Source organism: Streptomyces sp. NBC_00122, from assembly GCF_045160845.1.
Classification (GTDB): Bacteria; Actinomycetota; Actinomycetes; order Streptomycetales; family Streptomycetaceae; genus Streptomyces.
Genome location: NZ_CP108191.1, coordinates 2,768,230 through 2,792,274 on the forward strand (window position 1 = coordinate 2,768,230; position 24,045 = coordinate 2,792,274).

At 72.2% G+C, this 24,045-nt stretch carries 25 protein-coding genes and 1 tRNA gene; 11 read left to right on the top strand and 15 right to left on the bottom strand.

Features of this window, described 5'->3' with window-relative positions:
* The first annotated feature begins 17 nt into the window (after window positions 1-17).
* The gene (locus OG737_RS12965; protein WP_328926349.1) at window positions 18-587 is read left to right on the top strand and encodes a flavin reductase family protein; all 570 of its coding nucleotides are present in this window, start codon (window positions 18-20) and stop codon (window positions 585-587) included.
* Between the two features lie 18 nt (window positions 588-605).
* Here OG737_RS12965 and arfB read toward each other — a convergent pair whose 3' ends face one another.
* Window positions 606-1,031 carry an alternative ribosome rescue aminoacyl-tRNA hydrolase ArfB gene (gene arfB / locus OG737_RS12970; RefSeq protein ID WP_328926350.1) on the bottom strand — a complete coding sequence of 142 codons (426 nt, stop codon included), beginning with the start codon at window positions 1,029-1,031 and terminating at the stop codon, window positions 606-608.
* A 140-nt stretch (window positions 1,032-1,171) separates the two neighbouring features.
* Here arfB and OG737_RS12975 point away from each other — a divergent pair, with 140 nt between their 5' ends.
* Window positions 1,172-1,747 (top strand): TerD family protein, encoded by a 576-nt coding sequence (locus OG737_RS12975; RefSeq protein ID WP_328926351.1) that lies wholly within the window; start codon window positions 1,172-1,174, stop codon window positions 1,745-1,747.
* 102 nt (window positions 1,748-1,849) lie between these two features.
* Here the strand turns inward: OG737_RS12975 and OG737_RS12980 are convergent, their stop codons facing one another.
* Together OG737_RS12980 and OG737_RS12985 are read right to left on the bottom strand one after the other, a co-directional pair.
* A complete protein-coding gene (locus OG737_RS12980; RefSeq protein ID WP_328926352.1) occupies window positions 1,850-3,259 on the bottom strand; it encodes a M1 family metallopeptidase in 1,410 nt (469 codons plus the stop codon).
* A gap of 30 nt (window positions 3,260-3,289) precedes the next feature.
* A complete protein-coding gene (locus tag OG737_RS12985) occupies window positions 3,290-3,838 on the bottom strand; it encodes a heme-binding protein (protein WP_328926353.1) in 549 nt (182 codons plus the stop codon).
* Window positions 3,839-4,108: 270 nt separating this feature from the next.
* On the opposite strand from OG737_RS12985, the gene OG737_RS12990 reads away from it, so the two are divergent.
* Genes OG737_RS12990 through OG737_RS13000 form a run of 3 tightly spaced genes read left to right on the top strand, consistent with a single transcriptional unit; the run spans window position 4,109 to window position 6,450 of the window.
* Window positions 4,109-5,272, top strand: coding sequence for a histidine kinase (locus tag OG737_RS12990; RefSeq protein WP_405921534.1), 1,164 nt, complete (start codon window positions 4,109-4,111; stop codon window positions 5,270-5,272).
* A complete protein-coding gene (locus OG737_RS12995) occupies window positions 5,269-5,889 on the top strand; it encodes a response regulator transcription factor (protein ID WP_328926355.1) in 621 nt (206 codons plus the stop codon). The genes OG737_RS12990 and OG737_RS12995 overlap by 4 nt, the downstream gene beginning before the upstream one ends.
* A 57-nt stretch (window positions 5,890-5,946) precedes the next feature.
* Window positions 5,947-6,450, top strand: coding sequence for a hypothetical protein (locus OG737_RS13000; protein ID WP_328926356.1), 504 nt, complete (start codon window positions 5,947-5,949; stop codon window positions 6,448-6,450).
* A 103-nt stretch (window positions 6,451-6,553) separates the two neighbouring features.
* Here the strand turns inward: OG737_RS13000 and OG737_RS13005 are convergent, their stop codons facing one another.
* A complete protein-coding gene (locus OG737_RS13005) occupies window positions 6,554-7,228 on the bottom strand; it encodes a pentapeptide repeat-containing protein (RefSeq protein WP_328926357.1) in 675 nt (224 codons plus the stop codon).
* Window positions 7,229-7,335: 107 nt separating this feature from the next.
* Here OG737_RS13005 and OG737_RS13010 point away from each other — a divergent pair, with 107 nt between their 5' ends.
* Window positions 7,336-8,328 carry a zinc-binding dehydrogenase gene (locus OG737_RS13010; RefSeq protein WP_405922419.1) on the top strand — a complete coding sequence of 331 codons (993 nt, stop codon included), beginning with the start codon at window positions 7,336-7,338 and terminating at the stop codon, window positions 8,326-8,328.
* Here the strand turns inward: OG737_RS13010 and OG737_RS13015 are convergent.
* Window positions 8,325-8,816, bottom strand: a complete 492-nt coding sequence (locus tag OG737_RS13015) for a GNAT family N-acetyltransferase (RefSeq protein WP_405921535.1) — start codon at window positions 8,814-8,816, stop codon at window positions 8,325-8,327. The two genes, OG737_RS13010 and OG737_RS13015, sit on opposite strands and share 4 nt — an antisense overlap.
* A complete protein-coding gene (locus tag OG737_RS13020; RefSeq protein ID WP_405921536.1) occupies window positions 8,813-9,754 on the bottom strand; it encodes an aminoglycoside phosphotransferase family protein in 942 nt (313 codons plus the stop codon). The genes OG737_RS13015 and OG737_RS13020 overlap by 4 nt, the downstream gene beginning before the upstream one ends.
* Window positions 9,755-9,937: 183 nt before the next feature.
* Between OG737_RS13020 and OG737_RS13025 the strand changes: the two genes are divergently transcribed.
* Window positions 9,938-11,320 carry an NAD(P)/FAD-dependent oxidoreductase gene (locus OG737_RS13025; protein WP_405921537.1) on the top strand — a complete coding sequence of 461 codons (1,383 nt, stop codon included), beginning with the start codon at window positions 9,938-9,940 and terminating at the stop codon, window positions 11,318-11,320.
* An 85-nt stretch (window positions 11,321-11,405) separates the two neighbouring features.
* On the opposite strand, the gene OG737_RS13030 is transcribed toward OG737_RS13025, so the two are convergent.
* Window positions 11,406-11,483 (bottom strand) — tRNA-Thr (locus OG737_RS13030).
* A 320-nt stretch (window positions 11,484-11,803) separates the two neighbouring features.
* Between OG737_RS13030 and OG737_RS13035 the strand changes: the two genes are divergently transcribed.
* From OG737_RS13035 to OG737_RS13045, 3 genes are all read left to right on the top strand, one after another.
* On the top strand, window positions 11,804-12,892 hold the full coding sequence (locus tag OG737_RS13035; protein WP_328926361.1) for a sn-glycerol-3-phosphate ABC transporter ATP-binding protein UgpC: 1,089 nt from the start codon (window positions 11,804-11,806) through the stop codon (window positions 12,890-12,892).
* A 208-nt stretch (window positions 12,893-13,100) separates the two neighbouring features.
* Entirely contained in the window at window positions 13,101-13,514 is a 414-nt protein-coding gene (locus OG737_RS13040; RefSeq protein WP_328926362.1) for a hypothetical protein, read from the top strand.
* 26 nt (window positions 13,515-13,540) lie between these two features.
* Window positions 13,541-14,344 (top strand): nucleotidyltransferase family protein, encoded by an 804-nt coding sequence (locus OG737_RS13045; RefSeq protein WP_328926363.1) that lies wholly within the window; start codon window positions 13,541-13,543, stop codon window positions 14,342-14,344.
* 115 nt (window positions 14,345-14,459) lie between these two features.
* Here the strand turns inward: OG737_RS13045 and OG737_RS13050 are convergent, their stop codons facing one another.
* The 6 genes from OG737_RS13050 to OG737_RS13075 all read right to left on the bottom strand — a co-directional run bounded on the left by OG737_RS13050 (window position 14,460) and on the right by OG737_RS13075 (window position 20,672).
* Window positions 14,460-15,980, bottom strand: a complete 1,521-nt coding sequence (locus OG737_RS13050) for a DoxX family membrane protein (protein WP_405921538.1) — start codon at window positions 15,978-15,980, stop codon at window positions 14,460-14,462.
* Window positions 15,981-16,180: 200 nt separating this feature from the next.
* The gene (gene rlmB, locus OG737_RS13055) at window positions 16,181-17,152 is read right to left on the bottom strand and encodes a 23S rRNA (guanosine(2251)-2'-O)-methyltransferase RlmB (RefSeq protein ID WP_328926365.1); all 972 of its coding nucleotides are present in this window, start codon (window positions 17,150-17,152) and stop codon (window positions 16,181-16,183) included.
* A 94-nt stretch (window positions 17,153-17,246) separates the two neighbouring features.
* The gene (gene cysS / locus OG737_RS13060) at window positions 17,247-18,647 is read right to left on the bottom strand and encodes a cysteine--tRNA ligase (protein ID WP_405921539.1); all 1,401 of its coding nucleotides are present in this window, start codon (window positions 18,645-18,647) and stop codon (window positions 17,247-17,249) included.
* 94 nt (window positions 18,648-18,741) lie between these two features.
* Complete coding sequence (gene ispF / locus OG737_RS13065) at window positions 18,742-19,236, bottom strand: 2-C-methyl-D-erythritol 2,4-cyclodiphosphate synthase (protein WP_328926367.1); 495 nt, start codon at window positions 19,234-19,236, stop codon at window positions 18,742-18,744.
* A complete protein-coding gene (gene ispD, locus OG737_RS13070; protein WP_328926368.1) occupies window positions 19,226-19,981 on the bottom strand; it encodes a 2-C-methyl-D-erythritol 4-phosphate cytidylyltransferase in 756 nt (251 codons plus the stop codon). The genes ispF and ispD overlap by 11 nt, the downstream gene beginning before the upstream one ends.
* A gap of 208 nt (window positions 19,982-20,189) precedes the next feature.
* The gene (locus tag OG737_RS13075; protein WP_003953493.1) at window positions 20,190-20,672 is read right to left on the bottom strand and encodes a CarD family transcriptional regulator; all 483 of its coding nucleotides are present in this window, start codon (window positions 20,670-20,672) and stop codon (window positions 20,190-20,192) included.
* Window positions 20,673-21,332: 660 nt separating this feature from the next.
* On the opposite strand from OG737_RS13075, the gene OG737_RS13080 reads away from it, so the two are divergent.
* On the top strand, window positions 21,333-22,019 hold the full coding sequence (locus OG737_RS13080) for a DUF461 domain-containing protein (RefSeq protein WP_328926369.1): 687 nt from the start codon (window positions 21,333-21,335) through the stop codon (window positions 22,017-22,019).
* Between the two features lie 109 nt (window positions 22,020-22,128).
* On the opposite strand, the gene OG737_RS13085 is transcribed toward OG737_RS13080, so the two are convergent.
* Window positions 22,129-22,809: a response regulator transcription factor gene (locus OG737_RS13085; RefSeq protein WP_030387286.1), complete on the bottom strand. Its 681-nt coding sequence runs from the start codon at window positions 22,807-22,809 to the stop codon at window positions 22,129-22,131.
* The gene (locus OG737_RS13090) at window positions 22,806-24,044 is read right to left on the bottom strand and encodes an ATP-binding protein (protein WP_328926370.1); all 1,239 of its coding nucleotides are present in this window, start codon (window positions 24,042-24,044) and stop codon (window positions 22,806-22,808) included. Before OG737_RS13090 ends, OG737_RS13085 begins: the two co-directional genes overlap by 4 nt.
* Between the last annotated feature and the right edge of the window lies 1 nt (window position 24,045).

Below are 24,045 nucleotides of genomic sequence, written 5' to 3' on the forward strand. Positions count from 1 at the left end.
GGGATTAGCGTTCCAGCGTGCTGAAGACGACGCCCGTGACCACCCTGCCCGATGCCAGCCCCCATGCTGAGGGGGTGAGCAACGACGAGTTCCGGGCAGCCATGTCCCGGCTGGCGGCGGGCGTGTGCCTGATCACCGCGCACGAGACCCCCCTGACGGCGGACGGCCCGCGCGGCGAGGACGTCGGCATGACGGCGACCGCCTTCATGTCCGTGTCCCTGGATCCGCCCCTCGTGGTGGTGAGCCTGCGCGAGGGATCCCGGATGGACGACCTGCTCGCGGAACAGCCGCTGTGGGCGGTCTCGCTCCTCGCGGACCACCAGCTCCAGGTCGCCGGCCGCTTCGCCATGAAGGGCCGGATCAGCGACCGGCTGCTCTTCGCCGACCTCCCCTGCGTACGCGGCGAGGCATCGGGCGCACCGCTGCTGAGCGGCGCGCTGGCCACCCTCGAATGCCGTACGGAGAACCGCGTCGAGGCGGGCGACCACACCCTGGTCATCGGTCGCGTCCTGACCGCCGCCATGCCCTCTCCGGACGGACAGCCGCTGACGTACTTCCGCGGCCGCTACCGGCACCTGGGCCAGTAGTCCCGCGCAGGGGCGGCCCTACCAATCCCGCCCGGTCCGGCCCCGCTTGGTCTCGGCCCGCGCCTTCTTCTCCCGCAGCCGCCGCTCGTTGATCCCCCGGGGGATCTTCGTCGGCCGGCGCGGCTTCGGCGGCGGCGCCGTCGCCTCGGCCAGCAGCGAAGCCAGCCGGACCAGCGCCATCTCCCGGTTGCGGAACTGCGAGCGGTGCTCGGAGGCCCGTACGGTCACCACCCCGTCGACCAGACGGGAGGCGAGCCGCTCCAGCGCCCGCGCCTTCCACACCTCGGGCAGCGCGTTCGTCGCCGCCAGGTCGAAGAGCAGCTCCACGCGGGAGTCCGAGGTGTTCACGTGCTGGCCGCCCGGTCCGGAAGACCGCGAAAAACGCCAGGCGAGCTCGCCCTCGGGGAGCACGACCGAACCGCGGATGACATGGGGACCAGACATGCCTCCTATGATCCGTGCCCGCCCCCGCCCCGTCACCCTGATTTCACACGGGAACCCGCCGGGCCCCTCGTGGCGTTATAGGGGTGAGCGGTAACTTGACCGCCTGTACGTGCATGTCGGATGAGGAAAGGGACATTCCCATGGCTGTCAGCCTGTCCAAGGGCGGCAACGTCTCGCTCACGAAGGAGGCCCCCGGCCTCGCTGCCGTCACGGTCGGCCTCGGCTGGGACGTCCGTACGACCACCGGTGTCGACTTCGACCTCGACGCCTCGGCCATCGCCGTCAACGCGACGGGCAAGGTCGTCTCCGACGGCCACTTCGTCTTCTTCAACAACAAGTCCACCCCGGACCAGACCATCGTCCACACCGGTGACAACCGCACCGGCGAGGGCGCGGGCGACGACGAGGCCATCAAGGTCAACCTCGCCGGCCTCCCGGCCGACGTGGACAAGATCGTCTTCCCGGTCTCCATCTATGACGCCGAGGCCCGCAGCCAGAACTTCGGCCAGGTCCGCAACGCGTACATCCGCGTCGTGAACCAGGCCGGCGGCGCCGAGATCGCCCGCTACGACCTCTCCGAGGACGCGGCGACCGAGACCGCCATGGTCTTCGGCGAGCTCTACCGCAACGGCGCCGAGTGGAAGTTCCGCGCGGTCGGCCAGGGCTACGCCTCCGGCCTCACCGGCATCGCGCAGGACTTCGGCGTCAACGTCTGAGTCCCGCCCCGCGGCGGACGTCACCGCCGCGGCACAAGCCCCCTCCCGGCCGGGGAGGGGGCTTCGCCGTGGGGCGGCCAGGCGGGTGATCGCCCGTGAGGGCTACCTGGGGCGGTCCGTCCCGTACAGCCACACGTCCCAGACCTTCTTCAGGTCGTGCCCGGTCTTCTCCTCGGCGTAGGCGGTGAAGTCGGCCGTACTCGCGTTCCCGTGCCGGTGGTCGGCCGCCCAGCCGCGCAGCAGGGCGAAGAACTTCTCGTCGCCCACCTCCTGGCGGATCCGGTGCAGCACCATCGCGCCGCGCGCGTACACCGGCCTCGCGGAGATGTCCCCGGGCCCGGGCGGGGCGGCCGGCGGGAAGGCGTCCCAGCCGGGGCCGGCGTCCTCGTCGACGTCCGTGTCGCCGGCCAGGAACGCGTCGAACTCCTGCTGTGCGGTGGTCCCGCCGTGGTCCTCGGCCCACAGCCACTCCGCGTACGTCGCGAAGGCCTCGTTGAGCCACATGTCCTTCCAGGACTTCGGCGACACCGAGTTGCCGAACCACTGGTGGGCGAGCTCGTGCACCAGGGTCTCCTCGTCGGTCGCGCCGGGGAAGACGGGCTTGGTCTGGGTCTCCAGCGCATAGCCGAGGGTCCCGGCGGGCAGCACGACCGCTCCCGCCGTACCGAAGGGGTACGGGCCGAACCGGCCGGCGCCCCACTCGACCATCTCCGGCAGCCGCGCGAGGACCTTCCCGCTCGCCGCCGCCTCATCGGGCGCCACCGCGTTGTACAGCGCGATCCCCGACGCGGTCCGCCCCGTCTCCACCCGGTACCTGCCGACGACGGCGGTCGCCAGATAGCTCGCCATCGGCTCCGGGCTGTGCCACGCGAACACGGTCCGCCCGTCGGCGTCGGTGGTCCGCGAGCGCAATTCGCCGTTCGACACGGCCTCGTAGCCCTGGGGCACCGTGATCGTGATGTCGTACGCGGCCTTGTCGCTGGGGTGGTGGTTGCCCGGGAACCAGGCCATCGAACCCACCGGCTCGCCGACGCCCACCGCGCCGTCGTCCGTGGTGATCCAGCCCTCCTTGGCACCGTCGGTGTCGGTGAGGGCCTTCGGCCTGCCGGAGTAGTCGACCTCCGTGACGAAGACCTCGCCCTTCTTCAGGTCCTCGGCCGGGCGCACGGTCAGCTCGTTGCCGGTCCGGTTGTACCGGGCCCCGGCGCCCTGCACGGTCACGCCCTCGACGTTCAGGCCGCTGAGGTCGAGGTTGAAGGCGCTGAGCCCCTGCTCGGCGCGGGCAGTGATCACCGCCGTGCCGTGCAGCCGGCCGTCGGCGGGGTCGTAGTCCAGGTCCAGCCCGTAGTGCTCGACCTGGTAGCCGCCGTTGCCGGCCTTGGGGAAGTACGGGTCGCGCAGCCCGGAAGCACCCGGCCGCCCCTGCACGGCGCCGCCCGTACACCCCGTGGTGAGGGCGAGCAGGACGGCTGCGGCAAGGGCGGCGAGGCGGGGAAGAGCGCGGTGTTCCACGCACTCGATCCTAGGCTGGCGGGATCCTGACTACTTGGCGAGGGCGTCGACGCCGGCCTTGGCGAACTTCTCGTCCAGGTCGCCGCTCGGGGCGCCGGCCACGCCGATACCGGCGACCGGGGCGCCGCCCGCCTGCACCGGGGCACCGCCGCCGAGGAAGAGGGTGCCGGGGATGTCCTTCAGGTTCGGGGTCTGGGCGAGGCGGCCCACGAGCACCGAGGTCGGGGCGTTCCAGGACACGGCGGTGAAGGCCTTGCGCTGCGCCGACTCGTAGGACTGCGGGCCCGCGCCGTCGCCGCGGAGCGTGACGATGGTGTTGCCGTTGCGGTCCACGACCGCGACCGTCACCTTCTGGTTCTCGCTCTGGGCGGCCTGCAGCGCGGCCTGGGCGGCGCGGGTGGCGGCGTCGACGGTCAGGTGCGTCGAGGTGGTGAAGTTCTTGTCGCTCGGCTCGGCCTTCTTCGCGGAGGCGGCGGCCGGAGCGGCGGGGGTGGCGCTGGCGCTGACGGCGCCGAAGGTCCCGGCGCCGAGCAGGGCGACGAGGGCGGTACCGGTGAGGACGCGGGTGCGGGTGTTCATCTCTGCTCCTGAGGACGGTGACGCGGTGACTGGTACAAGCCTGTCGCCGGACCCCCCGCCACCCCGTCGGCGTACCGGCTCCCACCGGCTGCCGCAGCGGCTGACCCGGGGGTCATCCGATCGGTCGATGCGCATCGCCGCCACGACCGTATTGGCTGGTCACGCCGGACGGACCGGCCCGGCCGGTCCGTCCGGCCCCGCCGGAGGCGGAGCCCGGGCAACGGCGCCGCGGGCGAGAATGGACGTACGCCCCCACCCCAGGAGCCCCCGGTGAACCACCCCGCGCGCAAGCCAGACACCCGCACGCTGGCCACGGTCGCGCACACCGCGTTCTTCCTGCTCCTCGGCGCCTCGCTGGCCCGTTTCCTCCTCCACCACCCCGGCGAACCCCGCACGCCGTGGGTCATCGCCCTCAGCATCACCCTGGCCCTCCTGTACGTACTCGGCCCCGCGGTCGGCGCCGCCCCGACCGCACGGCGGACCCTCTGGCTCGGGCTGATCGTCAGCACCTGGGTGGTCCTGGTCGTCCTCGCGCCGAGCTTCGCCTGGTGCGCCGTACCGCTCTTCTTCACCGCCCTGCGCACCCTCCCCTCGCGCGCCGCGATCGTCCTCGTCGCCCTCCTCACCGCCTTCGTGGTGATCGCCCAGCTGAAGCTGGCCGGGTCCTTCGACCCCAACCTCCTCCTGGCCCCGCCCGCCGTCGCCGCCCTCGCCACCGCCGTCTTCGTGCACATGGAGCGCCAGACCCAGGCCCAGAGCGCGCTGATCGACGACCTGATCCGCACCCGCCGCGAACTGGCCGCCACCGAACGCCGCGAAGGCACGCTCGCCGAACGCCAGCGGCTGTCCATGGAGATCCACGACACCCTCGCCCAGAACCTCTCCAGCCAGCAGATGCTCCTCCAGGCCGCCGACCGCACCTGGGACACGGACCCCGCCACGGCCCGCGCGCACGTCCGCACCGCCACCGGCATCGCCGCCCGCGGCCTCGCCGAGGCCCGCCGCCTGGTCCACGACCTGGCCCCGGCCGAACTCGCGGACGGCACCGGACTCGCCGACGCCCTGCGCGGCCTGGACGCCGGCCCGGACATCGAGGTCCGCTTCCACCTCGAAGGCACCCCGGCCGCACTCCCCGACCGGGTCCAGTCCGCCCTGCTGCGCATAGCCCAGGGCGCGCTGGCCAACGTCCGCGAACACTCGGACGCCCGGACGGCCGCGCTCACCCTGAGCTTCCTCGGCGACCAGGTGGTCCTGGACATCGCCGACGACGGCCACGGCTTCACACAGCCCCGGGGCGAAGCCGGGGACCGCGGCCACGGCCTCCCCGCCATGCGCGCCCGCGTACGCCAGCTCGGCGGCACCCTGACCGTCGAATCCACGCCGGGCGAGGGCACCGTCCTCTCCGCGGCCGTCCCCCTGGAGCCCACCGGATGACGACGATCCTGCTCTGCGACGACCACGTGGTGGTCCGCGCCGGACTCCTGGCCCTCCTGGGCAGCGAGCCCGACATCGAGGTCCTCGGCGAGGCGGGCAGCGGCGAGGAGGCAGTCGCCCTGGCCGCCAAGCTCCGCCCCGACGTGGTCCTCATGGACCTCCAGCTCGGCGAGGGCATCGACGGGGTCGAGGCCACCCGCCGCATCACCGCCCTCCCCAGGCCGCCGCACGTACTGGTCCTCACCACCTACGACACGGACGCCGACATCACCCGCGCCATCGGCGCGGGCGCGACGGGTTACCTCCTCAAGGCGGAACGCCCCGAGGAGCTCTTCGCCGCCATCCACTCGGCGGCCCAGGGCCGCACCACCCTCTCCCCGCCCGTGGCCAGCCGCGTCATGGCGCACATGCGCGGCACCCGCCCCACCCTGACCGACCGCGAACTGGACATCCTCGGCCAGCTGGCCCGCGGCCTCGGCAACCGCGACATCGCCCGCGCCCTCTTCATCAGCGAGGCCACCGTCAAGACCCACCTGGGCCGCATCTACGACAAACTCGGCGTCGACACCCGCGCGGGCGCCGTCGCGGTGGCGAAGGAACAGCGCCTCCTGCCCTGACCGGCGGGGGGGCACCGGAGGTCGGGACGCGTCCGTACCCGTGACACCATCGGATACGTGCTCGACATCGGCTACTCCCTCTCCCGGCGCTTCCCCGACCCCCCGCAGACCGACTACCGCTCGGCGGACGTCCACACCCTGCGTCACGACCTGTTCTGCGGGGACGTCTACCTCGCCGACACCAACGCGGACCGGGAAGTGTCCACAGCCTGGGGATGGGTACCCGTACTGGACTTCGCCTGGGCCCTGTGCGACATCGTCGAGCAGCTCGACCAGGACCCGCGCGGCAGCCGCTCCGCCAACCGCCAGTACGCCGAACTCGACTTCACCGAGTCCACCGACCGGATGCTCTTCGAGCGCCGCTTCGGCTGGGTCGACGTCGAGGCCGACTGGATGCCGGGCGACGAGGAGCCGCTGACCTTCAGCCACCGCCTGCTGCGCCGCGAGGCCCGCGACTTCCTGCACGACCTCATCGCCGACCTCGTCGACATGCACGACGCCCTCGCCGACAACCCCGCGATCTGGATGCTCCAGTCCCGCTTCCCCCGCGTCCCGGCCTGACCCGTACCCCGGCCTCGCCCGCCCGGCCGGCCTCGCCCGGCACGGCACGGCACGGCACGGCACACGCTGGGGCGCGGCTCCGCCGCCCGGGCCCGAGGGCCCGCTACGCGATCACCCGCACCCCCAGCTGCGCCGCCATCGCGGGGGCCAGCTCGAACAGCTGCCCCGGGCTGATCACGGCCCCGGCCAGGGCCTCCACACCCCGGGCGATCTCCAGCACACCGGCGGGCCGCAGATCCACGTCCGTCATCCGCACCCCGTTGAAATCCACCCCCCGCAGCGCGCAGTCGCGGAACTCCACCCGCTCCAGCACCGCGCCCGCGAAGTCCGGCTCCACGAGCACGCACCCCTCGAAGACCACGTCGCGCAGCCGTGCCTCCCGCAGGTTCAGGTAGTCGATCTTGCCGCCCCGGACCACCACCCGCTCCAGCACCGCCCCGTGCAACTGCACCCCGCCCAGCCGCGCGTCCACCAGCTCCACGTCCCGCAGCGAAGCCCCCGACAGGTCGGTCCCCACCCCCCGGACCCCCTCCAGCACCGAGTCCAGGATCCGCGCCTTCGCCAGGCCCGCCTCGTCCAGCGCGCACCTGCGCACCGCGCAGTCCATGAACCGGGCCCCGACCCCCTCCTGCCCCGCCAGGTCCAGATCCGCGAACTCCAGCCCGTCGTAGTCCCCGTCCGGCTCCAGCCCGGCCCCCTGCCACACCGCCAGCTCCGGCAGCCGCACCTGCGGCCGCCGCGCCGCCTTCACTGTCTCCTGCTGCCCTTTGCGCGCCATGGATCCATCGTGGCGCAGCGCACTGACAACACCCGGCAGTACCGGCAGCGCCTTGACCTCAACCGCGGTCGAGGTCCAAGGCTTGCGCCATGGACACCACGGGCACCATGAACGCCATCCGCCTGCACGCCTTCGGCCCCGCCGAGAACCTCACGTACGAGGCCGTCCCCACCCCCGTCGCGGCCCCCGGCCAGGTCCGCATCGCCGTGGCCGCCGCCGGCGTCCACCTCCTCGACACCACCCTCCGCCAGGGCATCCAGGGCCCCGCCCCCGCCCTCCCCGAACTGCCCACGGTCCCCGGCCGCGAGGTCGCCGGCACCGTCGACGCCCTCGGCCCCGGCACCGACCCCTCGTGGCTCGGCCGCAGCGTCGTCGTCCACCTCGGCTTCGCTCCCGGCGGCTACGCCGAGTACGCCGTCGCCGACGCCGACCGCCTGCACCCCGTCCCGCCCGGCCTCGGCCCCGCCGAGGCCGTCGCCATGATCGGCACGGGCCGCACCACGCTCGGGATCCTCCAGTTCGCCGGACTCGGCCCGGACTCCACCGCCCTGATCCCCGCCGCCGCCGGCGGCATCGGCACCCTGCTCGTCCAGTACGCGAGGAACGCCGGAGCCACCGTCATCGCCCTCGCCGGAGGCCCCGCCAAAACCGCCCTCGCCGCCGCCAACGGCGCCCACCTCGCCGTCGACTACACCGCCCCCGACTGGCCCGACGCCGTACGCGCCCACGCGCCCGGCGGCGCCACCGTGCTCTTCGACTCCGTCGGCGGCGCCACCGCCCGCGCCGCCCTCGGCCTCCTCGCCCCCCGCGCCCGCCACCTCGTCTTCGGCTGGTCCGCCGGCCCGCTCACCCTCACCGACGCCGAACGCGCCGACCTCACCGCCCGCGGCATCACCACCCGAAACGTGCTGGGCCCCGCCATGCTCGAGGCCGTCGGCGCCCCCGACCCGCTGCGTGTCCTGGAGACCCGCGCCCTCGCCGAAGCCGCCGCCGGCCGCCTGCGCCCGGCCGTCCAGCGCCACCCCCTCGCCGAGGCCGCGTCCGCCCACCGCGCCCTTCAGACCCGCGCCACGACCGGCAAGGTGGTCCTGGAGCCCTAGGAAGTGCCCTGTCGGCCGCCCGCGCCCAGCTCGGCCAGCGGCCCGTCCGTCAACCGGTACACCGACCACTCGTCCTGCGGCCGCGCACCCAAGGCCTCGTATAACGCGATCGTCGGCGCGTTCCAGTCCAGCACCGACCACTCCAGGCGCCCGTAGCCGCGCTCCACGCAGATCCGCGCCAACTCCCGCAGCAGCGCCTTCCCGTAACCGCCTCCGCGCGCGCCCGGCCGCACGTACAGGTCCTCCAGATAGATCCCGTGCACGCCGCGCCACGTCGAGAAGCTGAGGAACCACACCGAGAATCCGACGACCTCCCCCTCGGGCGACTCGGCGACGTGCGCGAACGCCGCGGGCCGCTCCCCGAACAGCGCCTCGCGCAGCTGCTCCTCGGTCGCCCGCGCCTCGTGCGGCACCTTCTCGTACTCCGCGAGCTCACGGATCATCGCGCGAATGGCGGGAACATCGGTGACTTGAGCGCTACGAATCATCCCCGCACCCTAGAGCCGGCCGCCGCACCCCGCCCCAGCAGCACGTCGGCCATGGTCAGTTGCTCCTCCTGGAGCCGCAACTCCCCGTCCGCCACGTCCCACAGGCAGTTCTGCAGCACCCGCCCCAGGGTCCACGCCCGCGCCCGCTCACGGTCCAGGCCCAGCACCTCCGTCATCAGGTCGAACCGCCACCGCACCTCGTCCACCGCGAAGTTGTTGCCGATGGCCGGCAGCAGATCGAAGCCCGGGTCCCCGGCCAGCGGCTTCGGATCGATCGCCAGCCACGCCCCCCGACCGCCGCCGTCGGCGCCGCCCAGCACGTTGTCGTAGTGCAGGTCCCAGTGCAGCAACCGGTCCCCGGGCTCCCCCACCACCTCGGCCACCGCCGCCGCGCAGTCCCGCACCACCCGGCGGTCCCGTACGTCCTCCAGCCGCGCCAGCGCCCCCGGCACCGCCTCCAGCATCCCGGCGGCCATCGCGCCGAGCCCGCGCAGCCCCACCGGGGCCGGCACCGCCGTCAGCCGGGCCAGCAGCTCCGCGACCACGTGGACCGCCCGCCGGGAATCCCGCTCCGCGACCGCCGACAGGTGCCGCCCCTCGTCGAGCCGCTCCAGCAGCATCGCCCCGGTCGCCTCGTCGTGCTCCAGCAGCCGTACGGCGCCCGCCCCGCCCCACGCGCGCAGCGCGACCGGCTCCCCCGCGCTCTCCTCGTCGACCAGTTGCAGCTTCAGCGCGGCCGGCGTGCCGTCCGGGCGCTCCACCGGCAGCACCAGAGCCGTCACCCCGTGCATCCCCGGCCCCGTGCGCCGCAGCTCCCACCGCTCCAGGAACCGGCCCGCCAGCGCGGGCAACCCGGCGATGAACTCCCGCCCCGCCGCCCCGTTGAACCTGGCCTGCGCATCGGCCAGGGCCTCCGGAACCTCCACCACGTCCGCCATGTCCGCCCTGCCCCACGTATGTCGGCCACGAACCGAAACCCTCATCCAAAACGCAGCAAACCCCCCACCACCCTACGGCCCCCGCCACCCCTCCCACATCGACCATCCGGCCTGGAAACACGCCCCGAAGCACGACAACCAGTCCCTGGACACCCGTCCGAAACGGGGTGTAGCAACTCCCCCATGACGATCAACGGCGGCATTTCCTTCTGGTACGCGACCGACCACACCACCCCGGCCGCCCCACCCCGCGCACCCCTCACCGCCGATGCCGCGGCCGACGTCGTCATCGTGGGCGGCGGCTACACCGGCCTGTGGACCGCCTACTACCTCAAGGCATCCGCGCCCGACCTCCGCGTCACCGTCCTGGAGCAGAAGTTCTGCGGCTACGGGGCCTCCGGCCGCAACGGCGGCTGGCTCTACAACGGCATCGCCGGCCGCGACCGCTACGCCACGCTCCACGGCCACCAGGCCGCCCTCCGCCTCCAGCGCGCCATGAACGAGACCGTCACCGAGGTCATCGACGTCGCCGCCAAGGAAGGCATCGACGCCGACATCCACCGCGGCGGCGTCCTCGAAGTCGCCCGCACCCCCGCCCAGCTCACCCGCCTCAAGGCGTTCCACGACGCCGAACTCTCCTTCGGCGAGACCGACCGCGAGCTCTACGACGCCACCGACACCCGCGCCCGCATCGACATCGCCGACGCCGTCGGCTCCACCTGGACCCCGCACGGCACCCGCATCCACCCCCTGAAGCTGGTCAAGGGCCTGGCCGCGGCCTGCGAACGCATGGGCGTGGTGATCCACGAATCCACCCCGGTCACGGACATCTCCCCCCGGAAGGCGGTCACCCCGTACGGCACGGTCCGCGCCCCGTACGTCCTGCGCTGCACGGAGGGGTTCACCGCCGCCCTCAAGGGCCAGAAGCGCTCGTGGCTCCCGATGAACTCCTCGATGATCGTGACGGCCCCGATCCCGGAGTCGACCTGGAAGCAGCTGTCCTGGTCGGACGCGTCACTCCTGGGCGACATGGCCCACGCCTACATGTACGCCCAGCGCACCGCCGACGGCCGCATCGCGATCGGCGGCCGCGGGGTCCCGTACCGCTTCGGCTCCCGCACGGACAATGACGGCCGCACCCAGCCGGCCACCATCGACTCCCTGCGCGACCTCCTCTTCTCCTTCTTCCCGGCCCTCACCGGAACGGAGATCACCCACGCGTGGTCGGGCGTCCTCGGCGTCCCGCGCGACTGGTGCGCCACCGTCACCCTGGACGCCACCTCGGGCCTGGGCTGGGCGGGCGGCTACGTCGGCTCGGGCGTGGCCACCACCAACCTCGCCGGCCGGACCCTGCGCGACCTGGTCCTCGGCGACTCCACGGACCTGACCACCCTCCCGTGGGTGGGCCACCGCGTCCGCCGCTGGGAGCCGGAGCCCTTCCGCTGGCTCGGCGTCCACGCCCTCTATGCCGCCTACCGCGAGGCGGACCGCCGCGAAAGCCTCACCCACCGCCCGGCGACAACGCCCCTGGCCCGCCTGGCGGACCGCGTCTCGGGCCGCCACTGACCCCATGGAAAAAGGCCCCGGGTGATCACCCGGGGCCTTCCCCTTCCGCACGGATCCCCTTGGCCGTCAAGCCGCTGAGCTGGGATGGAGCCCCCTGTCGGATTCGAACCGACGACCTACGCATTACAAGTGCGTTGCTCTGGCCGGACTGAGCTAAGGAGGCACGACACCCACCCGCGAACCCACCGCGAGCGGAGCCGCCATCACTCTACACAGGGCCCGATTCCCCAAGCCATCGCATTGAAGACGCACCCGGAACCACCCACGCGCACGTTCGCCGGACGGACTGGTGTACCGCCGTAGCGGCTCGGAAACCCGCCGGGCACCCGGCCCCCACCGCGCCCGGTCCGACAAATCGGGAGCCCTGGGGTGCTGACAGGAGGCGTCGCGACGGGTAGCGTCGAGCGGAGTCCAGTTGGCTGGACTAGACCTTCCACTCGGATCGTCCGGCACGTTCCTGCCGGTAGAAGGGATTCATCACTCATGGCTTCTGTCACTTTCGACAAGGCGACCCGGCTGTACCCCGGCGGCGACAAGCCCGCCGTCGACCAGCTGGAGCTGGAGATCGAGGACGGCGAGTTCCTCGTCCTCGTCGGTCCGTCCGGCTGCGGCAAGTCCACCTCGCTGCGCATGCTCGCCGGCCTGGAGGACGTCAACGGCGGCGCCATCCGCATCGGCGACCGCGACGTCACGCACCTGCCGCCCAAGGACCGGGACATCGCGATGGTGTTCCAGAACTACGCGCTCTACCCGCACATGTCCGTCGCCGACAACATGGGCTTCGCGCTCAAGATCGCAGGCGAGGACAAGGCCACCATTCGCAAGAAGGTGGAGGACGCGGCGAAGATGCTGGACCTCACCCAGTACCTCGACCGCAAGCCGAAGGCACTGTCCGGCGGCCAGCGCCAGCGCGTCGCCATGGGCCGCGCCATCGTGCGCAAGCCGCAGGTGTTCCTCATGGACGAGCCGCTGTCGAACCTCGACGCCAAGCTCCGCGTCTCCACCCGTACGCAGATCGCGGCGCTCCAGCGCGACCTCGGCATCACCACCGTCTACGTCACCCACGACCAGGTCGAGGCCATGACCATGGGCGACCGCGTGGCCGTGCTCAAGGACGGGCTGCTCCAGCAGGTCGACACCCCGCGCAACATGTACGACCGCCCGGCGAACCTCTTCGTCGCGGGCTTCATCGGCTCCCCGGCCATGAACCTGGTCGAGGTCCCGATCACCGACGGCGGTGTGAAGTTCGGCGACAGCGTGGTCCCGGTGTCGCGCGAGGCGCTGTCGGCTGCGGCCGACGCGGGCGACCGTACCGTCACGGTGGGCGTGCGCCCGGAGCACTTCGACATCGCCGAGTCCGGCGGTCTGACGATCGTCGTGAACGTGGTCGAGGAGCTCGGCGCCGACGGCTACGTGTACGGATCGACGGCCTCGGCCGCGGGTTCGCAGGACCTCGTGGTCCGGGTGGGCGGCCGCCAGGTGCCCGAGAAGGGTTCGAGCCTGCACGTGGTGCCGCGGGCCGGCGAGATCCACGTGTTCTCGACCTCCTCCGGCGAGCGGCTCTCCGGCTGACACCGCCCGGACGGTGAAACGGTGGGAAGGGGCGTTCCGTTGGACGGGACGCCCCTTTCCGTGTCGCGCCGCCGCCGTGCCGGAACCCCGGCAGACCGGGCCATTCGGCCCCACCCGTCAACCCTCAATTCGAAAAGCCACGTCGAACCATCCCCCGTCAGGGTGACTAAATGTCGCCCGTTCTTCACCGAGCGCTACTCTCGCCTTCGTGACCCACACTGCCCGCCGTATCGGCCGTTCCCTCGCCCTGGTCCTGCCCGTCGTCCTGGTCCTGTCCGGGACCCTCGCGGTCACGATGGTTCCCTGGGCGGACACTTCGTCCTCCCAGATCCTCACCGCCGCCGCCGAGGACGTCTCCGTCCCCGCGAAGCCGCGCGCGGCGCAGGACCTGCTGCGCGACAAGCTCGTCGGCGAGATCCAGCAGGGGCAGGAGCCGGGTGACGTCCTGACCCACCTCCAGCAGGAGGTGGACAAGCGGCCGTCGCTGGCCGCGCACTGCGTGGGTATCGCGCGGGCGCTGGGACGGGCGGCCGTGGACGCGTACGGTCCGACGAAGGCCCAGTCCTTCTCCCGCCCCGTGTGCGACACCTCGTACGCGACCGGTGTCGCCTCCATGGGCTGAGCCGCCGCGTCCCTACGCTGGCCGGCATGACCGACGCCGAACCCGCGCCTCCCGCACGCCGATCCGCCCGCTCCGCCCGCTCCACCGGCTCCGCTTTTCCCGCAGCCGCGTTCCCCGCAGCGCCCTCCCAGGCAGTCGTCCTGGCGGGCGGCCAGGGTTCGCGGCTGCGGCCGTACACGGACGACCGCCCCAAGCCGATGGTCGAGATCCCGGGGACGGGGGTGCCGATCATCGGGCACCAACTGGCCTGGCTGGCCTCGGAGGGGGTCACGGACGCCGTGGTCTCGTGCGGACATCTCGCCGGTGTGCTCCAGGAGTGGCTGGCGGAGGCGGTGTTGCCGCTGCGCGTGACGACGGTGGTGGAGGAGGAGCCGCTGGGGCGGGGCGGGGGCCTGAAGTACGCGGCGCGCCATCTCCCGTACCCGGACCGGCCCTGGTACGCGACGAACGGGGACATCTGGACCCGTTTCTCGCTGCGCGAGATGGCCGCGTTCCACGCGGAGCGCGGCGCGGTGGCGACGCTCGCGCTGGCCCGGCCGCGGATTCCGTGGGGGGTGGTGGAGACGAACGAGTTCGGGCAGGTGCTGGACTTCATCGAGGCTCCGCCGTCGCCCTATCCGGTCAATGCGGGCGTGTACGTCTTCGGGCCCGAATTCGCCGCGCTGCTCCCGGACTTGGGGGACCACGAGCGGACCACGTTCCCGCGGCTGGCGCGCGAGCGCCGGCTAGCGGGCTTCCCGCTGCCCCAGGGGGCCTACTGGCGGGCGATCGACACGGCGAAGGACCTGATCGAGGCCGCACGGGAGTTGGAGGCGCAGACGGGCCCCTGAAGCCCTTCACAGGCCCACGTGCCACATGTCGCACGGCACACGCGGAGGGGCCCGGCACGCCGTGCGTGCCGGGCCCCTCCGTCCGTCGAGGCTGCCAGAAGTGGTCAGCCGGTGCTCAGCCGATGATTCCGCCGATGAGGCCGGGCTGCTTCGTCGGGGACCCACCGCTCGTGGACCCCGAGGAAGTGACCGGCGCCTTCGGAGAGCTGGACTGCCGCGGCGTGCTGCGCGGGGTCTGCCTGCTGGTGGTGCCCTTCGACGCGCTGGGCGACTCGGAGCGGGATCCGGCGGTCTCACGGGCGGGGGCGCCGGAAGCGGTCTTGCCGGACTTCGCGGCCGGTTCGGACGGGGTGGCCGAGGGCTGCGGCTCCTTGGACGACGGCTGTTGGGTGGGCTGCTGGCTGGGCTGCTGCCTGGCCGGCGCCTTCGGCAGCGGGCGGCCCGGCAGGTAGTTGCTGGGGGCCTGGCCCGGTCCGGGCACGGTGACCACGGTCGTGGAGCGGACGGCGCCGCCGAGCAGCGAGCCGATGAGCAGGGTGAGCCCGCACACGACGGTGGCCATGACGGCTCCGCGGCGCAGTACGCGCCGACGCAGCCGCCAGACCTCTGAGCGCGGCCCGAGGGTGCGCCAGGCTTCGCCGGCGAGGCGGCCGTCGAGGGAGTAGACCGGCGCGCCCGCGATGATCAGGGGGCTCCAGGCGGCGAGGTAGATGATGTCCGGCGCGTCGTAGGCCGGGACGGTCTTCCAGCTCACCGTCATCAGCAGCGCGGCGGAGAGCAGCGCCCCGAAGCAGGCGGCGAACCGCTGCCACAGGCCGAAGACGGTCAGCACGCCGACGATGACCTGGAGGAACGCCACCGTGAGGCCGGCGCCGACCGGGTGCGCGAGCGCGAAGTCGCGCAGCGGTTCGGCCAGGGCCCAGGGGTGGAGGGTGTGCAGCCAGGTGACCATGGAGCCGCGTTCGCCGCCGTCGAAGTAGACGGGGTCGCACAGCTTGCCCATGCCGGCGTAGATCGAGATGAAGCCGAGGAAGACGCGCAGCGGGAGCAGCACGACGCCGAGGTTCATCCGGCGGCCCGGGTAGTAGGAGGCCTGTGCACGGGCGTCGGGGCCGGGGCCGGGGCCGGGGCCGGGCCGCCGGGAGTCCTCGCCGGGACGGGTGCCGTGCGGATCGCCGTACGGCAGGTCCCGTACGGGGGCCATCGGGCGCGTCTCGTCGGGGTACCCGTAGGTGCGCTGGCCGATGACGGTCGGCGTGGCCAGCGTGTCCTCGGCGAGGTCGTGGGCCAGGTCGAGGCGCGGGATGACCTGGGTGGCGACGCCGTCGTACTCGTCGTGGCCGCGAACGGCCTGGAGGAGTCCGCCCATGGCCGCGGAGTCGCCCGCCTCCGACCTGCCGCTCCAGACCACGGGTGATCTGCGGCGGGTGGCTCCGGCGGCGGCGACCACGGCGCCGCCCAGGACGGCTGCCCGGCCGGGGGCGTTCGCGGGCTTGGAACGCGCGCTCGGGCTCGGTGCGAGCCGCACGCGGAAGCTGGCGTGGTTGACGATGACCTGTGCGGGGTCGCACGGCACCTTGACCATGCTCAGCGCGGGCTGGTCGTCGAACCCTGACGTTCTGGTGTCCACACTCATCTAACCGAGTGATCAGTGTTTAGGACACTGCCTTGACACCAGGGATGTGTCCGAGACCCGTCAAGATCAAGCCACCCCGCCCATAACGGGCGGGGTGACACGCTCACGGGTCTCTTTTCGTGAGCCAAGTGGATCAAGCGGATCGCGCGGATCAGGGCCGGTCAGACCCATCCGGGCCGATCCGGGCCGATCCGGGCCGATCAGACGCGACCGCGGCCCGCCCGGCGGCGCGCGGCCTCGTAGAGCACGACGCCGGCGGCGACACCGGCGTTGAGGGACTCGGCACCGCCCGGCATCGGGATGCGGACGAGGTAGTCGCAGTTCTCGCCGACGAGGCGGCCGAGGCCCTTGCCCTCGGAGCCGACGACGATGACGACGGGGCCGCCCAGCACCTCCAGGTCCTGCACCTCGTGCGTGCCCTCGGCGGCGAGGCCGACGACGGTGATGCCGGCCTTCTTGTAGTCCTGGAGGGCGCGGGTCAGGTTGGTGACGCGGGAGACCGGGGTACGGGCGGCGGTGCCGGCCGAGGTCTTCCAGGCGCCGGCGGTCATGCCGGCGGCGCGGCGCTCGGGGATGACCACGCCGTGGCCGCCGAAGGCGGAGACGGAGCGGACGATCGCGCCGAGGTTGCGCGGGTCGGTGACGCCGTCGAGGGCGACGATCAGCGGCTCGTCGCCGTTGTCGTACGCGGCGGCCGTGAGGTCCTCGGGGTGCGCGTACTCGTACGGCGGGACCTGGAGGACCAGGCCCTGGTGGTTGAGCCCGTTGGTCATGCGGTCGAGCTCGGGGCGCGGGGCTTCCATCAGGTTGATGTTGCCGCGCTCGCCGGCGAGCTGGAGGGCCTCGCGGACGCGCTCGTCGTTGTCGATGAACTGCTGGACGTAGAGGGTGGTGGCGGGAACGCCGTCGCGCAGCGCCTCGAAGACCGGGTTGCGGCCGACGACCATCTCGCTGGTGCCCTTGGGGCCGCCGCGGCGGGGGGCGGGGCGGCGCTTGGCGGCCTGGCGGGCCATGGCGTTGGCGATGCGGTTCGCCTTGTGCTTCTTGCGGTCCTCGGCCTTGGGCGTGGGGCCCTTGCCTTCCAGGCCCTTGCGCCGCTGGCCACCGCTGCCGACCGTGGCGCCCTTCTTGTTGGACGTGCGGCGGTTCCTGCGCTGGCTGTTCCCGGCCATGACCTCTACCTGTTTCGTTGATGCTGCGATATGTACGTATGAAGAGTGTGCCGCCCGGAGCGCCGGGCGGCACACCAAGTTCAGCTGCGCGGGCTCAGCGGGGGCCGAGCGTCCAGCGCGGACCCGTCGGGCTGTCCTCGATGACCAGTCCGGACTGCTGGAGCTGGTCGCGGATGGCGTCGGCCGTCGCCCAGTCCTTGCGGGCGCGGGCGGACTCGCGCTGCTCCAGGACGAGGCGCACGAGGGTGTCCACGGCGCCGTGGAGGTCCTCGCCGCGGTCGGCCTCGCCGGCCCAGTGCGGGTCGAGCGGGTCCAGGCCGAGGACGATGAGCATGGCCCGCACCTCGGACAGCCGGGCGATGGCCGCGTCCTTGTCGTCGGCGGCGAGCGCGCTGTTGCCCTGGCGGACGGTGGTGTGGACGATGGCGAGCGCCTGCGGGACGCCGAAGTCGTCGTCCATGACCTCGGCGAAGGCGGGCGGGACCTCGGCGGCGGGCTCGACGGCCCCGCCGGCCTTCTCGATCACGCGCTGGTAGAAGCCCTCGATGCGGGCGAAGGCGGACTCCGCCTCGCGCAGGGCCTCCTCGCTGTACTCGATCATCGAGCGGTAGTGCGGGGTGCCGAGGTAGTAGCGCAGGACGATCGGGCGCCACTGCTTGACCATCTCGGAGACGAGGACCGAGTTCCCGAGGGACTTGGACATCTTCTCGCCGGACATGGTGACCCAGGCGTTGTGGACCCAGTACTGGGCGAACGCGTCGCCGAAGGCCTGGGCCTGCACGATCTCGTTCTCGTGGTGCGGGAAGATCAGGTCCAGCCCGCCGCCGTGGATGTCGAAGGCGCTGCCGAGGTACTTGTGCGCCATCGCGGAGCACTCCAGGTGCCAGCCGGGACGGCCGCGGCCCCACGGGGTCTCCCAGTCCGGCTCGCCGGGCTTGGACGCCTTCCACATGGCGAAGTCGCGGGGGTCGCGCTTGCCGGTGATGCCCTCCTCGGCGGGCTGGCGCAGGTCGTCGATGTCCTGCTTGGACAGCGCCAGGTAGCCGGGGAAGGAACGCACGTCGAAGTAGACGCTGCCGTCCGCCTCGTACGCGTGGCCGCGCTCGATGAGGCCGCGCATCATCTCGATCATCTCGGGCACGTGGCCGGTGGCGCGCGGCTCGTAGGTGGGCGGGAGGCAGCCGAGCGCGTCGTAGCCGTCGTTGAAGGCGCGCTCGTTCTCGTAGCCGATGGACCACCAGGGGCGGCCCTGTTCGACGCCCTTCTTGATGATCTTGTCGTCGATGTCGGTGACGTTGCGGATGAAGGTGACGTCGAGGCCGCGGTAGGTGAACCAGCGGCGCATGATGTCGAAGTTCAGGTAGGACCTGACGTGCCCGATGTGCGGGGCCGCCTGCACCGTGGCGCCGCACAGGTAGATCGAGACGCAGCCCGGAGTGAGCGGGGTGAAGTCGCGGATCTGCCGGGCGCTGGTGTCGTACAGGCGAATAGTCACGGCATCCAGGGTAGTGCGCGTATAGCAGTGCCCCGCGACCCTTTGGGGCCCCGGGGCACCTTTGTTGCCGAAGAAGTGCCGACTCCGGGCGTTTTCAGGCCTGGTTCGTCCGGTACACGAGGGCTGTGGCGATCGCGGCGAGCCCTTCGGCCCGGCCGGTGAGGCCCAGTCCGTCGGTTGTGGTGCCGGAGACGGAGACGGGGGCGCCCGCCGCGGCGGCGAGCGCCTTCTGCGCCTCTTCGCGCCGTTTGCCGATCTTCGGGCGTACGCCGATCACCTGGATGGCGATGTTGCCGATCTCGAAGCCCTCGGCGCGGACGATGCGGGCGGCCTCCGCCAGGAGGGTGACGCCGGCGGCGCCGGACCACTCGGGGCGGGAGGTGCCGAAGTGCGCGCCGAGGTCCCCGACGCCGGCGGCGGAGAAGAGGGCGTCGCAGGCGGCGTGCGCGGCGACGTCGCCGTCGGAGTGTCCGGCCAGGCCGTCCTCGCCCTCCCACAGCAGCCCGGCGCACCACAGCTCGCGTCCGGCCTCGAAGGCGTGCACGTCGGTGCCGATGCCGACGAGCGGGATCAGGGGACTAGTAGGCATCGGTGGCCCTCCTGCGGGCGAGTACGGCCTCGGCGAGGACGAGGTCGAGGGGGCGGGTGACCTTGAAGGCCTCTTCGTGGCCGGGGATCACCACGACGGTGACGCCGAGGCGCTCCACCATGCCGGCGTCGTCGGTGGCACCCTCGCCGTCGGCCGTGCCCGCCGCGAACTCGTCGTGCGCGCGGCGGAGGGTGGTGAGGTCGAAGCCCTGCGGGGTCTGTACGGCGCGCAGCCGGGCCCGCTCGGGAGTGCCGAGGACGGGCTCGGGGTCACCGGGCTTGCCGGGCTCGACCTCCTTGACCGTGTCGGCCAGCGGCAGGGCGGGGACCACGGCGGGGGCTCCGTCGCGGACGGCGTCGACGACGGAGTCCACGGTGTCGACGGGGACCAGGGGGCGGGCCGCGTCGTGCACGAGTACGGAGGTGATGTCCGGGGGAAGGGCGTCCAGGCCGGCGCGTACGGACTCCTGGCGGGTCTCCCCGCCGGGGACGACCAGGATCTCGGTGCGGTCGGGCAGCGCGTGCTCGTCCAGCAGCAGCCGCACCTCGGCGGCGCCGTCGGACGGGGCGACGACGACCACGAGGGAGACCGCGCGGGAACGGGCCATCGCGCGGACGGCGTGGATGAGCATGGGGGTGCCGCCGATGGCCCGCAGGGCCTTGGGGGCGCCGGGGCCGAGGCGTACCCCGCGGCCGGCGGCCGGGATCACGGCGGCGGTGCGGTGGGGGCGCGTTTCGTCAGACATCAGTAGCTCCGAGCCAGGTTTGTGACTTCGGCCGACATGGGTATGGCCCTGGGGGTACCCCCCGGCACGCCAGTGAAGAAGATCATGGAAACAGACATGCCGCAGCGCCCGGCGACAGCCCCTCGTGAAGGAGAGGCAGCGTCATCGGGCACCACGGCACAACTGTGTACACACTGTTTTGATGAACTTCGATGAACGGGAACTCGCGTCAGGACGCGAGAACCTCGTCGAGGAGGGCCTCGGCCTTGTCCTCGTTCGTGTTCTCGGCGAGCGCGAGCTCGCTCACCAGAATCTGACGCGCCTTCGCGAGCATGCGCTTCTCACCCGCGGAAAGCCCGCGCTCACGCTCACGACGCCACAGGTCACGCACCACTTCGGCGACCTTGATGACATCGCCAGAAGCGAGCTTCTCCAGATTTGCCTTGTAGCGCCGGGACCAGTTCGTCGGCTCTTCTGCATACGGTGCGCGGAGCACCTCGAAGACCCGGTCCAGCCCGTCCTGGCCGACTACGTCGCGAACGCCGACGAACTCCGCATTGTCCGCAGGCACACGAACCGTCAGGTCGCCCTGAGCGACCTTGAGCACCAAGTAGGTCTTGTCCACGCCTTTGATCTGACGAGTCTCAATGGCCTCGATCAGCGCGGCCCCGTGATGGGGATAGACCACGGTGTCGCCAACCTTGAACGTCATGTGACAGGTACCCCTTCCGTGGCTATCCAGGGTAACACGAGAACTGACTGTTATGAATGGCGTTTTCGCAGGTCAGGGCACATCTCGGGGCTTGACAACAGCGACACGAACGTGCTGCGGAAGGCTTCCGGAGGGGGGTATTCGCAGGTCGGGGGTGCTGTGCGGACCAGGCGAAAGGGCCACGCTACACCCGCCCGGCACCCTGGCCACTGTGGCGTACGTCCCGTTTTGCCGGTTTCGGGGTCGGGAAACCGAACTACTCCGTTCGACTGGCGGGCGCCCGCACGCAGCGGGTTCCGGCCCAATCCTCAATTGATCACGAAGAGGCGTTCGGGCGAATCCGGGAATTGATCACGGGGTGCCCGTCGCACGATATGCGCGCGCCGCAAGATCGGCGCGGCGAAGAGCCCGGGGAACGGCACCGGGAACGGTACGAGGAACAGCACGGGTAACAGCACGGGTAACGGCACCGGAATGCAAGATCGCGGGGCGGGCGGGACACCCCGCCGGGAGCGGCCAGCGCACTGCGGAGGGTCGGGTGCGGGGGCGGGGCGGCGGCTCGGTAACCTAAGCGCGCTGACACACCCTTAGAGCGGCTTTACCTCGGCCGTTCCGAGAGCCCACCCGCCCCTTCCGTTCGTCCAAGGAGTTGCCGCCGCCGTGAGCCGCAGCCTTCGACGCGGCGCCCTCGCCGCCACTGCCGTCGTGTTCTCGATCGCCTCGCTGGCCGCATGCGGTGCGGGCAACGACGCGCAGACCCTCCAGATCAAGCCGGACAACGCCGCCGTCACCAAGGGCGAGATCAAGATCCAGAACGCGCTGGTCATCAGCCAGGGCGCGAAGGACAAGAAGGGCCCCTCTGCCGTCTCGGCGACGCTCTTCAACTCGGGCACCAAGGAGCAGACCCTCGACGGCATCACCCTCGCGGGTGGTAAGGGCAAGGTCGTGCTGAAGGCGGCCGAGGGCACCGGCAAGGTCACCGTGCCGGCCGGCGGCTCCGTGGTACTGGGCGGCAAGGGCAACGCCTCCGCCGTCATCGAGGGCGGCTCCGAGGCCGCCAAGGACGGCGACGTGCAGGGTGTCGTCTTCCAGCTGAGCAGCACCGGCGACGTCGCGCTGGAGGCCTTCGTGGTCCCGGCCACCGGCTACTACGCGCCCTACGGCCCCACCGCGGCCCCGGCCCCGGCCGCCGGCTCCACCCCGTCGGGCAGCCCCTCGGGCACCCCGTCCGGCAGCCCCTCGGGTGCCGCCACCGGTGCCGCCTCGGGCAGCCCGTCCGGATCGCCCTCGGGCAGCGCCGCCGGCACGACGCCGTCGGGCGCCGCCTCGCACAGCGCGGGCCACTGAGTCACGTAGCGGCGTACGCGTACGCACACGGGAAGGGCCCCGGTCGCATCGGCGACCGGGGCCCTTCCCGCATTCACGGCTGCAGCGCGGTGCGGCCGGACGGCTCGGCCTACGGCTCGAACTTGTAGCCGAGGCCGCGCACCGTGACCAGGTAGCGCGGGGCGCCCGGGTCCGGCTCGATCTTCGCGCGCAGGCGCTTGACGTGGACGTCGAGGGTCTTGGTGTCACCGACGTAGTCGGCGCCCCAGACCCGGTCGATCAGCTGCATGCGGGTCAGCACGCGGCCCGCGTTGCGCAGCAGCATCTCCAGCAGGTCGAACTCCTTCAGCGGGAGGTCCACCTTCCCGCCGGCGACGGTGACCACGTGGCGGTCGACGTCCATGCGTACGGGGCCCGCCTCCAGGGCCGCCGGGGTGACCTCCTCCGGCTCGCCGCGGCGGCGCAGGACCGCGCGGATGCGGGCGACCAGCTCCCGCGAGGAGAAGGGCTTGGTGACGTAGTCGTCGGCTCCTATCTCCAGCCCGACGACCTTGTCGATCTCGCTGTCCTTGGCGGTCACCATGATCACGGGGACGTTGGAGCGGCCGCGCAGCTGCCGGCACACCTCCGTGCCGGGCAGCCCGGGGAGCATCAGGTCGAGGAGGACGAGGTCGGCGCCGTTGCGCTCGAACTCGTCGAGCCCGTCGGGCCCGGTCGCGGCGATCGCGACCTCGAAGCCCTCCTTGCGGAGCATGTAGGACAGGGCGTCGCTGAAGGATTCCTCATCCTCGACGACGAGCACTCGGGTCACGGAAGGACCTCCGGGGCAGGGATGGCTGTTGCTGATTCAGGCAGGGGCGGTGCGGAGGCGGAGGCCGTCGCCGAGGCCGACGCGGCCGCTTCGGGGAGTCGCAGCGTGAACGTGGAGCCCTGGCCCTCCGAGCTCCACACCGACACCTCCCCGCCGTGCGAGGCAGCCACGTGCTTCACGATCGCAAGGCCGAGGCCCGTTCCTCCCGTAGCACGGGAGCGGGCCGGGTCCACGCGGTAGAAGCGCTCGAAGATGCGCTCGCGGTCCTTTTCCGGGATGCCGATGCCCTGGTCGGTCACGGCGATCTCGATCAAGTCTCCTCCAGGTGCCGCCACCCTGCGTCCGGCTATGCCGACGCGGGTGCGGGCGGGGCTGTAGTTGACGGCGTTCTCGACCAGATTTCCGAGGGCGGCGGCGAGCTGTCCGCGGTTGCCCCAGACGCGCAGGTCGGCGGTGCCGCCCGCGGCCATCGTGATCTGCTTGGAGGACGCCGTGTGCCGGCACCGGTCTATGGCCTCGGCCACCAGCGTGTCCACGCGGACGGGCTCGGCGTCCTCCAGCGGGTCGTCGTTCTGTACCCGGGAGAGGTCGATGAGCTCCTGCACGAGGTTGATCAGACGGGTGGCCTCGATCTGCATGCGGCCCGCGAAACGGCTGACCGCTTCGGGGTCGTCCGAAGCGTCCATGACGGCCTCGGACAGCAGGGAGATCGCGCCGACCGGCGTTTTCAGCTCGTGCGACACATTGGCGACGAAGTCGCGGCGTACGGCCTCGATGCGACGGGCCTCGGTGAGGTCCTCAACCAGGAGGAGCACCAGGCGGGAGCCGAGCGGGGCGACGCGCGCCGAGACGGCGAGGGCCTCGCCGCGGCCGGTACCGCGCCGGGGGAGGTCCAGCTCGACCTGGCGTATCTCCCCGTCGCGGCGGGTGTCACGGGCCATGTGGAGCATGGGTTCCACGGCGAGTTTCCCGCCGCGCACCAGCCCGAGGGCGTACGCCGCCGAGCTGGCCTTGACCACCGCGTCGCCCTCGTCCAGTACGACGGCGGAGGAGCGGAGCACGGAGAGGACGGTGTCCACGCCGGGCGGGAGCACCGCGTTGATGTCGGGGCGCATGGAGCTCCGGGTGGGGCGGGCCTGGTCGCGCTCGCTCCAGCGGAACGCCAGCATCGCGATCACACCGGTGCAAAGACCGGCGATCGCTGCAGCTGCGGCGACCGCCGCGTTCACGTCCATG

Bases quoted from the DNA above. Each gene is read 5' to 3' on its own strand.
- OG737_RS13045 (WP_328926363.1), top strand. From the start codon at position 13,541: ATGACCGACGCCGAACCCGCGCCTCCCGCACGCCGATCCGCCCGCTCC.
- OG737_RS13015 (WP_405921535.1), bottom strand. From the start codon at position 8,816: ATGATTCGTAGCGCTCAAGTCACCGATGTTCCCGCCATTCGCGCGATG.
- OG737_RS13075 (WP_003953493.1), bottom strand. From the start codon at position 20,672: ATGACGTTCAAGGTTGGCGACACCGTGGTCTATCCCCATCACGGGGCC.
- OG737_RS12975 (WP_328926351.1), top strand. From the start codon at position 1,172: ATGGCTGTCAGCCTGTCCAAGGGCGGCAACGTCTCGCTCACGAAGGAG.
- rlmB (WP_328926365.1), bottom strand. From the start codon at position 17,152: ATGGCCGGGAACAGCCAGCGCAGGAACCGCCGCACGTCCAACAAGAAG.
- OG737_RS13035 (WP_328926361.1), top strand. From the start codon at position 11,804: ATGGCTTCTGTCACTTTCGACAAGGCGACCCGGCTGTACCCCGGCGGC.
- OG737_RS13020 (WP_405921536.1), bottom strand. From the start codon at position 9,754: ATGGCGGACGTGGTGGAGGTTCCGGAGGCCCTGGCCGATGCGCAGGCC.
- OG737_RS13005 (WP_328926357.1), bottom strand. From the start codon at position 7,228: ATGGCGCGCAAAGGGCAGCAGGAGACAGTGAAGGCGGCGCGGCGGCCG.
- OG737_RS12995 (WP_328926355.1), top strand. From the start codon at position 5,269: ATGACGACGATCCTGCTCTGCGACGACCACGTGGTGGTCCGCGCCGGA.
- OG737_RS13010 (WP_405922419.1), top strand. From the start codon at position 7,336: ATGAACGCCATCCGCCTGCACGCCTTCGGCCCCGCCGAGAACCTCACG.
- OG737_RS13050 (WP_405921538.1), bottom strand. From the start codon at position 15,980: ATGAGTGTGGACACCAGAACGTCAGGGTTCGACGACCAGCCCGCGCTG.
- OG737_RS12985 (WP_328926353.1), bottom strand. From the start codon at position 3,838: ATGAACACCCGCACCCGCGTCCTCACCGGTACCGCCCTCGTCGCCCTG.
- OG737_RS13090 (WP_328926370.1), bottom strand. From the start codon at position 24,044: ATGGACGTGAACGCGGCGGTCGCCGCAGCTGCAGCGATCGCCGGTCTT.
- ispF (WP_328926367.1), bottom strand. From the start codon at position 19,236: ATGCCTACTAGTCCCCTGATCCCGCTCGTCGGCATCGGCACCGACGTG.
- arfB (WP_328926350.1), bottom strand. From the start codon at position 1,031: ATGTCTGGTCCCCATGTCATCCGCGGTTCGGTCGTGCTCCCCGAGGGC.
- ispD (WP_328926368.1), bottom strand. From the start codon at position 19,981: ATGTCTGACGAAACGCGCCCCCACCGCACCGCCGCCGTGATCCCGGCC.
- OG737_RS13025 (WP_405921537.1), top strand. From the start codon at position 9,938: ATGACGATCAACGGCGGCATTTCCTTCTGGTACGCGACCGACCACACC.